This is a genomic window from Hymenobacter crusticola, from assembly GCF_002154225.1.
Classification (GTDB): domain Bacteria; phylum Bacteroidota; class Bacteroidia; order Cytophagales; family Hymenobacteraceae; genus Hymenobacter; species Hymenobacter crusticola.
On the sequence record NZ_MTSE01000002.1, the window covers coordinates 229953 to 241279 of the forward strand.

Below are 11327 nucleotides of genomic sequence, written 5' to 3' on the forward strand. Positions count from 1 at the left end.
AAGCACAGCGGATGAAAGAAGTAGTAGGCCTAGCTGCTGCCGTAAAATAAGTTGCCTTGCTTTTGCAACATTGAAGCATTTAGTTAAATGTTCCTACCTTTGTGCTTCATGTATTCTTCATGAGAGGCGTTTCGGAAATAAGTATTGGGAGAAAATTAAGCGTTTGGTGGCTGCTGTTGCTCCTCCTGCGCACCTCCCTGCCCGAAGCAGCCGTGTTGCAAGCTCACTTTCACCAGCATACCGAAGTAGAGCCTGCAACCAAAGCCATGGGGTTAAAACCCGGCAAGCACCTGCTCACGCCCAAGCACCAGCACTGCCACACTGAGCAGTTTTACAACGTGCCTTTCCAGCCGGCCGAAGTGGTATCGGTGGAAGCTCCTGTGCAACTCCGGCCTTATGCTGTTTACCGGCCGCAAGCACCCGTGTGCCGGTCTTGGCACCTGCTGAAAGGGGCCTCTTTGCGCGGCCCACCCGCTCTTGGCTAAACGCTGAGCGTCGCACCATTCCCTTATTAAGCAACTGTTTCTAGGTAGGCATCTACCTAGGTACCAACCATTGATTGCCTGCACTTTCTGCTGCGGCTCCGCTACACGCCCACGCAGCCCGGATGGTACCGTCTGCGCTTCTTCTTTCGTTCTGCGTGGGCTAGCCTGCCCGCGCTACCTCGTGGCGGTTTGTGCCGCCCTGTGCTGCTATGCCAACCGCATACCGGCCACTGCTAGCTCCTAGCTATCCGCCGGGAGTCTTCTCCTCATCTTGTTTTCTCTGACTGCTCTAGTGCCTAAGCGCTATAGCGCGGCATGCCTTTCCCCTTATGCAACGACTTTTTCTATTTCTACTGCTGCTGCTGCCGGCTTTGTGCGGTGCGCAAAACCTAGGTAGTATCAATGGGCGAGTTCTCAGCGCCGACGCACACCCATTGGAGGGGGTTACGGTGGTGGAAACAACCGGCCGTTTTTCTGCTCTAACCGACAAAGAAGGCCGTTTTGCGCTAACCAACTTGCCGCTGGAGCAACTGACGCTGATTACGCGCAGCCTCAACTTCAGCGAGGCGCGCCGTACGGTGCTGCTCACGGCCGAGGCACCCAACGCTACCGTTGACTTTCGCCTGAATGCTAGCTCCAACGCTTTGCAGGAGGTGGAGGTGCTAGGCCGGAAAGAAACGACCTACAAGAGTGACTACAGCTTCGTGGGAACCCGCACGGCCACGGCGCTCATCGACGTGCCGCAGTCGATTTCGACGGTGACCAAGGAGATGATGGATGACCGCCAGGTATTCCGCCTTACTGATGTGGTGAAGAACGTGGCCGGCGTGACGCAGTACTCGCACTACGACGACCTGACGGTGCGGGGCTTCCGCAACGGCTACGAAAGTGGTTTTCGGCTGCTGAACGGTTTGCGTTCGGGTTTCAGCTACGGTAACTCCTTTACGCAGGCGCCGCTCACCGTAAACCTAGAGCGGGTGGAAGTACTGAAAGGACCCGGCGCGGCGCTATTTGGCGACATCAACCCCGGCGGCACGGTGAACATGGTGACCAAAAAGCCGCTGGCCGACACGCGCCGCGCCATTTCGTTCTCCACCGGTAGCTTCAACACCACGAGGGCTACCGCCGACTTCACGGGCCCGCTCAACGAGCAGAAAAACGTGCTCTACCGCTTCAACGCGGGCTACGAAAAGACCAATACCTTCCGCGACGTGAACGACACAAAGTCGCTGATGATTGCGCCCACCGTCACGTTCCTGGTATCGGACAAAACCACGCTCAACGCCGAGCTGGTGTACACCCACATCAACGGCTACCTCGATCGGGGCCTGCCCATCAAAGCCAACGACTTGTATGCCGCGCCGCGCAGCTTTACCCTGAGCCAACCGAGCGACTATTTCCGCACCAATACCTACTACCTGAACGCTTCGCTCACGCACAAATTCACGGATTGGCTGTCGCTGAACGCGTCGTACCTCGACTTCACCTACAACGAAAACCTGAGCGAGCACCGCACCCTGAACACCTACGCCGATGCGCCGACCAACACGGTGATGAACCTACGCTACTTCGACCGCCGCGCCGAGGAATACACCAAAAACCTCTCGACTTACTTCTCGCTGAACCGCAATACGGGCGCTATTTCCCACAAAGTAGTGGTTGGGGCCGATTACATCCGCTTTAACACGGATAAGCAAAGCACCATGTTTGAAGCGCGGCAGAAGCTGGTGAACGGCGTCGCTACTCCGCTAACGTTCGACTTGAATAAGCCCTTGTATGAAATTCAGGACCCCACGAAGTACATCCGGCGGCCATTGCCTCAGTTCTTCATCGACTACATCAACTCGGTGTACCACACGGTAGGCATTTATGCGCAAGATCAGCTGGAAGTAACGCCTCGCCTCGGCCTGCTGCTAGGTGTACGCTACGAACTATTTGCCGACGAGCGCGACTACGGCGACGGCTCCACCACCATCCCGCAGCGCCGGGTGATGCCCCGCGCCGGCCTCACGTACGCCCTGCGCGACAACCTGAACTACTTTGCTAGCTACAGTTCCGGTTTCCGGCCGCTGAAGCCTGAGTATATCCGCTTTCCGGAGCGCTACGGCCGCAGTTCGGCTTTCAGCCCCGAAACCAGCTACCAGCTCGAAACCGGCCTGAAGGGTGAGTTCTTCGACAAGGCGCTATTCGGTACCGTGGCGGTGTATCAGATTGTGAAGCGCAACCAACTAGTTGCTACCGGCTCCCTCACCGCCGATGGTGGTCAGGTATACCGCCAAAACGGCCAAGCTCGCTCACGCGGAGCCGAGGTAGAACTGACCGGCAACGTCCTATCGAACCTGAGCCTGAATCTGAATTACGCCTTCAACCACACGGAGGTGATGGATGCTGACTTGCCGGCCGAAAACGGTCAGCCGCTCGCCAACGCACCCAAGCACATGGGCGGCTTGTGGGCCAAATACACCTTTACCACCCCGGCCCTGCGTGGCCTAGGTATAGGAATAGGCGGCAACCACGTCGGCCGTCGCCGCTCCGAAAACCAGGTGACTGTTGTAGGCACGGAGGAGAAATATTGGGCACACTGGCCCAGCTACACCGTAGCCGACGTGGCGCTGTTTTACACCATTAACAAGTTCAACTTCCACGTCAACCTCAACAACGTGTTCGACAAGTACTACTTCGTCGGCGGCTATGATTTCTTCCGCACTAGCCCCGGCGCGCCCCGCAACTTCATGGCGACGCTGGGCTACACCTTCTAATAAGCTAGCATACTAGCCCCCCTCCTTATTTCAAGGAGGGGTTGGGGGTGGTTCCTCTCGTTGAACGATAGGTTAGGGCTAGTTTCTAAGCTCTAGCAGAACCACCCCCAACCCCTCCTTGAAATAAGGAGGGGAGCTAGGTTCTTGCGACATCAACAAAAGAGAAACATGACCTACATCTTAGAGGCGAAGGAGTTGCGCAAGCAATACCCGAATAAGCTAGCCTTGCGCGGCTTGAACCTACAGATTGAGCCGGGCGAAGTATTCTGCCTGCTCGGCCAGAACGGCGCCGGCAAATCCACGACCATCAACTTGTTTCTGGGGTTCGTGCAGCCGACGGCGGGCGCGGCGTACATCAACGGGGTAGAGGTAGCCAGCAATCCGCTCAAGATCAAGCAGTACCTAGCCTACATTCCGGAGAACGTGATGCTGTATGCGCACCTGACGGGCGTGGAGAACCTAGCTCTGTTCAGCAGCCTAGCCGGTTTCCGTTATTCGGAGAAGGAACTGCTTGAGTACCTCGCCAATGCTGGCCTGCCAGCCGAAGCCGTGCGCCGGCGCGTGGGCACCTACTCGAAAGGGATGCGCCAGAAGGTGGGCATTGCCATTGCCGTAGCCAAGCACGCCAAAGTGCTCTTGCTCGACGAGCCCACTTCTGGCCTCGACCCCAAGGCTAGCAACGAATTCTCGGAGCTGCTGCGCCGGCTGAGCCAGCAAGGCACGGCCGTGCTCATGGCCACCCACGATCTGTTCCGGGCCAAGGAAGTCGGCACGCGGGTGGGCATCATGCGTGAGGGCGAACTAGTCGACGTGCGCCCCACCGCCACGCTGAACGCCAATGAGCTAGAGCAGCTTTACCTCACCTACATGCAGTAGCCCATGATTCGCAGTATTGCTAAAAAAGAACTCGTGAGCACCCTGCGCGACCGGCGCTTTGTGGTGCTGAGCGTGCTGATGCTAGCCTTGCTCTTGGCCGCCACGCTGGTAGGTCGGGCGAGCTACCGCACCTTGCAGCGCGAGCGGCAGGTAGCCCAGCAAACCGTCAACGACCAGTTTCACCACCAACCCAACCGCCATCCGCACCGCGTGGCCCACTACGGCTCGTTTGCATTCCGGCCCAAAGCCGGCCTGAGCTTCCTCGATGCCGGGCTAGATTCGTTCACTGGCACGGCGGTGTTTCTGGAGGCGCACCAACAAAACAGCGTCAACTTCAGTCAGGCCCAGCAAGCTAGCTCCCTCATCCGATTCGGGGAGCTGACGGTGGCCTTCGTGCTGCAACTCTTGGTGCCGCTGCTCATTATTTTCTTGTGCTTCAATGCTTTTGCCGAAGAGCGCGAGGCTGGCACCCTGAAGTTGTTGCTCACCCAGGGCGTGTCGTTGCGGCGCATTGCGTGGGGCAAAATAACCGGCTACGGCCAAGCCGTGGCGCTGGTGGTAGTGCCGGCGCTGGCGCTGGCGGCGTGGCTGCTTTTGTCGAACGAGTCGTTTGCCAATAGCCCCGACGCGTGGGCACGCCTAGGGTTGTTTGGGCTGAGCTATGTGGTGTACTTTTTTCTGTGGATAGTGGGCGCGGTGGTGGTGTCGGCGCGGCAACAGCACGCCCGCACGGCGCTGGTGCTGCTACTCGGGTGCTGGATGCTAGGCGGTATCATTCTGCCCAAAGCCACGGCCAACCTAGGTGCCAACCTGTTCCCAGCTATTACCAAAGCGGAGCTGGATGCCAAGGTGCACGAAGATGCCCAAAAAGGCATCAACGGCCACGACCCGCAGGATGCCCGCTCTGCCGCGCTGAAGGCCAACCTGCTGAAGAAATACAAGGTCGATTCGGAGGAAAAGCTGCCCGTGAGCGTGGGTGGCCTGGTGATGGCCGAAAGCGAAGCATATACCGCCAAGGTGTACCAGCAACACTTTGCTACCCTTAACCACACCTATGAGCGCCAAAATGCCCTGACGGTTTGGGCGGGGCTGCTGAACCCCTACCAGGCCATTCGGCCCCTGTCGATGGGGTTGGCGGGTTCTGATTTTGCGCACTACGTGCATTTTCAGCAAGCCGCCGAAGACTACCGCTACCAGCTCGTGCAGCGCCTCAATGCCCTGCAAACTAGCATGGGCTACGGCGACAAAGAGCGCAAGCTCGACGCTGCTACGTGGCGAGCCATCCCCACATTTGCCTACGAGGCGCCTGTACTCGGGTGGGCGCTCGGCTACTTGGTGGGGCCGGCGCTGGCGCTGCTGCTGTGGGCGGTAGGGCTAAGCTGGCTAGGTCTGCGGGCAATTGACAAAACAAGCATTGTGTAGCGTGATGAGGACTTTCTGGATTTTAGTACGATACGAGTGGCGGCACTTTCGGGCAGCTAAGGGCTTAGTGCTCCTCACCGGACTGGTGTTGCTGGTGGGCCTCTACGGCATCTACTACGGCACCACCGAAATTGAGCGCCAGCGCCAACACCTAGCTACGCTGCCAACCCTGGCGCATCATAACGTGGAGGAGCTGAAGAAGAAATTCCCCGGTCCCGCCGACGCCGGCGACATTGGCTACTACCACACCACCTTCGCCGTGCACCACCCCACGGAGTGGGCTAGTCTCGCCCTCGGTCAGCGCGACGTGAACCCCTACTATGTGAAGCTGCGCTTGCTCGGTTTGCAAGGGCAGCTTTACGCGTCCGAAAACGTGAACCCCACGAAGGTGCTCAGCGGCAACTTCGACCTAGCTTTCGTGCTAGTGTACTTGTTTCCGCTCTTGATTATTGCCTTGAGCTTCAACTTACTGTCGAGCGAGAAGGAGCAGGGAATTCTGGTGCTGTTGCTAGCCCAGCCGGTGCGACCTGGAGTAGTGGTGGCGGCCAAGCTGACGTTGCGGCTGCTGCTCGTGCTCGGGCTAGCCCTCTTGCTCTCGGCGGTGGCTGTAGCATGGGCGCGGGTGCCGCTGGATGGGCGCGTGGGCGTTTGGGTGGCGCTGGTGGTGCTCTATTGCCTGTTTTGGTTTGGAGTGGTGGCTATCGTCACGGCCTTGCAGCGCAACTCGGCCTTCAATGCAGTGGCGTTGGTGGGCGCGTGGCTCGTGCTGGTTGTGCTGCTGCCGGGCTTGCTGAATGTGTATGTGGATGCAACCCGGCCCGTGCCGCAGGGCTTGGAACTGACGATCAAGCAACGCGAGGAAATCCACGGCGGTTGGGACAAACCCAAAAGCGAAACCATGAACCGCTTCTTTGCCCTGTACCCGCAGTGGCGCGACACGGCTACCATCCGGGAGCGGTTTGTGTGGCGCTGGTACTATGCCTTCCAGCACCTCGGCGACGAGTCGGTGCGGCCGCTGGTGGCAGCGTACACCGATGGCTTGCGCCAGCGCTTTGCCTTGGTCGAGCGCCTTGCCTGGGTGTCGCCGGCTGTTAATGCGCAAGTGAGTCTGGCTGCCTTAGCCGGCACCGACCTGCCCACGCACCTCGCTTTCCAGCAAAGCGCCACCCGCTACCACGACGCGCTGCGGGCCTTTTACTACCCGTACCTGTTCCGCAAAGTCGCTTTCACCCACGACGACTACGCCAAGGAGCCGACGCACACCTTCACCAGTACCTCGGAGCTAGGTACGGCTACCAGCGGACTGTGGAAGCTGCTGGTGAGCGTGGGCGTGGTGTGGGCTACCGGGCTGCTGCTGTTGCAAGTGCGGCCACTCAACCCGCGGTAACAAGGCTGACGCCTGCCGGTCCGACGCCACAGTCACTGAATGGGCGGGCAACTCATAGATTCAGTTAAAATTATAATTCTTCTTGATGACATTCCGCGTTCTTTCCCTTTTCCTGTTTGCTACAGTGGCGCTGCAAAACCTAGCTAGCGCCGCCGTGAAGCCTTTTGTTTTTCAAAATCAAACCATTAAAGCCGGCACCAAACGCTCGTTTCTACTGCCCGTGGTGGCGGGGCAGGATAGCGCCGTAATACCGGTGACGGTGTTTCACGGGGCAAAGCCGGGGCCGGTGCTGGGCATTACAGCGGGCGTGCACGGCTACGAATATCCGCCCATCTTAGCGGCCCAGCAATTTGCCCGCTCCCTGAACCCGGCCCAACTCAGTGGCACCATACTGCTAGTGCACCTAGCCAACGTGCCAGGATTCCTAGGCCGCCGCACGGATGTTAACCCGCTGGATAATAAGAACCTGAACCGGGTATTTCCAGGCAAGGCCGATGGCACCATCACGGAGCGGATGGCCTGGCTTTTAGGGAATGACATCATCGGCCGTTGCAACTATTTCATTGATGCCCACGCCGGCGACGCCCCCGAAGACCTACGCCCGTACGCGGGCTACTATAACCACCTCGATACGCCCGAACTGTCCGAAAAGGGCCGGCAGATGGCCGTGGCGCTAGGCTTTCCGTACGTGGTGCAGTTCGACAACACGCCCACGCTGAAAAGCGAAGCGAGTATCTACTGCTCCCGCGAGGCTATCAAGCGCGGCATTCCGGCCGCTGATATTGAGTGCGGGCGTCTGGGGATGCCCGAGGCCGAAAACGTAGCCCTGATTCAGCAGGCCCTGTATCGGCTACTGGACTACTTGGATATGCAAAAAATGCCGTCAGCTATGGCGCCCAATCAGCCTTTCATCATCGCGCAACGTACCTCCGTTAGCAGCAAGCACACGGGCTTTTTCTACCCGCAGGTGAAGGCTGGCGAGTTCATCCACAAGGGCCGCAAGCTAGGGTACGTAACGGACCTCTTCGGCAACCCCCTCGCCGACGTGTTGGCTCCCGTGAATGGCGTGGTGCTGTATATGACCGCTACGCCGCCCATCAACAAGGGCGATGAGTTGTTCAGCATCGGTCACATCCCGGTGGCCGCGCAGCCGTGAGGCGCCAACGCGTGGTAGCCTAGCTAGGAGCGGCAGCCGTGTATCTTTAGCAAAAACTTGCTCTTTACTGCTGTGCCTGCCACCGACTTTCGCCCGCTCTCCATACCGCCTGCCGATGTATTTCAGGAAAACCAAACCGTGCACGCCGCCCGTGAGCAGCACTACGCGGGCCGGCACCGCATCATAGCGTGGCTGCGCGTGGTGGCCTTTGGGTTGAGTGCCTTTGGGGTTTACTACTTATTCAGCCTCGGCCAACTGCAAGCGGCGTTCGGGCTGGTGTTTGTGGCGTACTTGGTGTTTTTGCTGCTGGTGCGTTGGCACAACAATGTAGGCTACTGGCGCGAACACCACCGCCTCCTGGGTGAGCTGAACCGCGACGAAACGGCCCGGCTGCAAGGCAAGCTCGCGGCCTTCGACCCCGGCTTGCGCTACCTAGAAGCCACGCACCCCTACGCCGCCGACCTCGATGTCTTCGGGGCGCACTCGTTGTTTCAACTCCTGAACCGGGCCACGTCGCGGCTAGGGCGCGATTGGTTGGCGGGGTGGTTGCTAGCGCCCGCCCCCGCTACGGCCGTGCGCGAGCGGCAAGCAGCCGTGGCCGAGCTAGTACCCGACCTAGCGTGGCAGCAAGAGTGGCAGGCCCGCGCCCGCCACTTTCCGCGCCAAGAAGCCGACCCGCGCCAGTTCACCACGTGGCTCCGCCAACCCGATTTTTTCGCGGGCAAAGGCTGGTTGAAAGCCCTGTTGTTTGTGCTGCCGCCTTTGGCCGTAACGAGCGTTGTGTTGTGGCTCACCGGCAACGGCGCCGCGCCGCTGCTCGTGGCGGTGCTTGTGCTAGGTGCCCTGAACGCGCGATTCCAAAAGGAGAGAGGGGAGTACTTTCAGCAGAGCATGGCCATGCGCGACGCGCTGCGGGCCTACCACGATCAGCTAGCTTTGTTTGAGACGCGCACTTGGCAGGCGCCGTTGCTCACGCGCTTGCTCCGCGGCTTGCACGCGTCCGAGAACGGCGCGCCGGCTTCCCAACTCATCGGGCAACTGTCGCGTATTGCGGGGTTGTTTTCGATGCGTGAAAGTCCAGCTATTGCAGTATTAGCCAATAATTTACTGCTGTGGGACTTTTTCTGCATGTGGCGGCTAGAAGGCTGGAAGCAACGCCTCGGCGGAAAGCTTGATGCCATGCTGGAAATAGGAGCCGAGCTAGAGGCGCTGGTGAGTTTGGCCGGCTTCCAGTTTGCCAACCCTAGCTACGCCGTGCCCGAAATCAGTATGGCGGCGCTAGAGTTTACCGCCGAGGGGCTAGGGCACCCGCTCATCTTCGCTACCGAACGCATCCGCAACGACTTCAGCACGGTGGGCGCGGGTCAGACTGGCGTCGTGACGGGCTCTAATATGTCGGGCAAAAGCACCTTTCTGCGCTCAGTGGGGCTGAACATGGTGCTAGCCTTAGCCGGTGGCGCGGTGTGCGCCGACAAGCTGCGCGTGAGTCCGGCCCAGGTGTACACCGCCATGCGCACCCAAGACAACCTAGCCGAAAGTACCTCGTCGTTCTACGCCGAGCTGAAGCGCCTGCGCCTGCTGCTGGAACTTTCGGCCACGGGCGAGCCGGTTTTCTACCTGCTCGACGAAATCTTAAAAGGCACGAACTCCGGCGACCGACACCGGGGCGCCCGCGCCCTGGTGCACCAGTTGCACCGCCGCAATGCCAGCGGCCTCGTCAGTACCCACGACTTAGAGCTGGCCGACCTTGCCGACGAGCTGCCCGGTGCCGCGGTAAACTACAGCTTCAACAGCACCATTGAAGGCGACCAAATCTTGTTCGACTACCACCTCACGCCTGGCGTGTGCCGCAGCTTCAACGCCAGCAAACTCATGCAGCTGATGGGCATTGATCTAGATAATAGCTAGGATACCTCCAATTTTAATTTGCTCTTAATGTCAGGGTATTACCTTACCGTCGTATAGCCGTAGCGGCAATGCGGGAGCGCTGTTGCTCCGCGACTGAGTTGTATTCTTTCTTATGTACGTTCGTAATAATCTGCGCCCACGCGTCATCTGGCGATTGACCTGGCGCAGTGTGGTCGTGTATACTATCTATTCCACGGTAGTCTGCTATCTGTATGGGCCTTTGGGCTTGCATTCGCTGGATATTCCGTGGCAGCCCGTTGGTACCCTAGGTACGGCTGTGGCGTTTTACATTGGCTTCAAAAACAACGGTTCCTACGACCGTTTTTGGGAAGGTCGTAAGCTGTGGGGCGGTATTGTAAACTACAGCCGCTCGTGGGCGATGCAGGCCCTGGAGTTCGTGACCTCCGTGGTAGATGCCCCCGACGTGCAGGCGCAGCCTGCCTCCGCCAATGAACTAACGGAGCGACATCGAACCCTGGTATTTCGGCACGTGGCGTGGGTGAATGCCGTGCGCCTGCACCTGCGCCGTCAGCCCGAGCTGTGGGATACCGATGTGGCCCCTTTTCTAAAGCCCGAAGAGTCGGAGCGCATGCGCCACTACCGTAACCCCCCGGCACAAATGCTACGGCAGCAGGCCGCCGATCTGCGCATTCTGCGGGAAGAGCGCGGCTTGCTCAACGACTTCCAGCACGTGCAAATGGTTGACACGATCCGGGAGTTTAACAACCTGCAAGGTGCCTGCGAACGAATCAAAAACACACCTTTCCCGCGCCAATACGCTTTCTTTAGCTACTTGTTCGTGCAGATATTCTCCTTGCTACTTCCTGTGGGGCTGATTGGAGAATTTGAGAAAATGGGGCCGGGTCACTTCTGGCTCACCGTTCCTTTCGCGGTGCTGGTAGCGTGGGTGTTCAACACCATCGAGGCAGTGGGGCACTTCAGCGAAAACCCATTTGAAAACGAGATGAACGACGTGCCCATGACGGCCATTTGCCGCAGCATAGAGATTGACTTGCGGGAAATGATGGGCGAAACGAAGGTGCCGCCAGCACTTGCCCCCGTCGACGATATCTTGTACTAACTCACAAAGTTTTCGTAGCAACCCTAGCTTCTCTTTCGACCTAAAAGAAAAGCTAGGGGCTACTGACGGGAAGAACAAGCGGAGAAATTATCCGCTCGAAATCTGCTCGTTTGGTCGTAATAAGTTAGCCGATGCCGCTTCCCCTGAAAAGCTGCCCTTCGCAAGGGGTGGCTTTTTTTATGTTGCATAAGCTAGGTTGCTGAGCGGGTTACTTATTTACTGAGCGCGCTATTAAGCATAAGCTGCCGGTGCC

8 protein-coding genes are annotated in these 11327 nt (G+C 58.8%); all 8 read left to right on the top strand.

Annotated elements, in window-relative coordinates; translation table 11 throughout:
* Positions 1-119 precede the first annotated feature (119 nt).
* The 8 genes from BXP70_RS04285 (at position 120) to BXP70_RS04320 (ending at position 11074) form a co-directional block, all read left to right on the top strand.
* A complete protein-coding gene (locus tag BXP70_RS04285) occupies positions 120-485 on the top strand; it encodes a hypothetical protein (protein WP_143436365.1) in 366 nt (121 codons plus the stop codon).
* A 329-nt stretch (positions 486-814) separates the two neighbouring features.
* On the top strand, positions 815-3244 hold the full coding sequence (locus BXP70_RS04290) for a TonB-dependent receptor (RefSeq protein ID WP_086592793.1): 2430 nt from the start codon (positions 815-817) through the stop codon (positions 3242-3244).
* 168 nt (positions 3245-3412) lie between these two features.
* Positions 3413-4120: an ABC transporter ATP-binding protein gene (locus tag BXP70_RS04295; RefSeq protein WP_317044450.1), complete on the top strand. Its 708-nt coding sequence runs from the start codon at positions 3413-3415 to the stop codon at positions 4118-4120.
* Between the two features lie 3 nt (positions 4121-4123).
* Entirely contained in the window at positions 4124-5542 is a 1419-nt protein-coding gene (locus tag BXP70_RS04300) for an ABC transporter permease (RefSeq protein ID WP_086592794.1), read from the top strand.
* A 4-nt stretch (positions 5543-5546) separates the two neighbouring features.
* A complete protein-coding gene (locus BXP70_RS04305) occupies positions 5547-6929 on the top strand; it encodes an ABC transporter permease (protein ID WP_086592795.1) in 1383 nt (460 codons plus the stop codon).
* An 85-nt stretch (positions 6930-7014) separates the two neighbouring features.
* A complete protein-coding gene (locus BXP70_RS04310; RefSeq protein ID WP_086592796.1) occupies positions 7015-8085 on the top strand; it encodes a M14 family metallopeptidase in 1071 nt (356 codons plus the stop codon).
* Between the two features lie 72 nt (positions 8086-8157).
* The gene (locus tag BXP70_RS04315; RefSeq protein ID WP_245849497.1) at positions 8158-9993 is read left to right on the top strand and encodes a MutS-related protein; all 1836 of its coding nucleotides are present in this window, start codon (positions 8158-8160) and stop codon (positions 9991-9993) included.
* Between the two features lie 112 nt (positions 9994-10105).
* The gene (locus BXP70_RS04320) at positions 10106-11074 is read left to right on the top strand and encodes a bestrophin family protein (RefSeq protein WP_086592797.1); all 969 of its coding nucleotides are present in this window, start codon (positions 10106-10108) and stop codon (positions 11072-11074) included.
* Positions 11075-11327 lie beyond the last annotated feature (253 nt).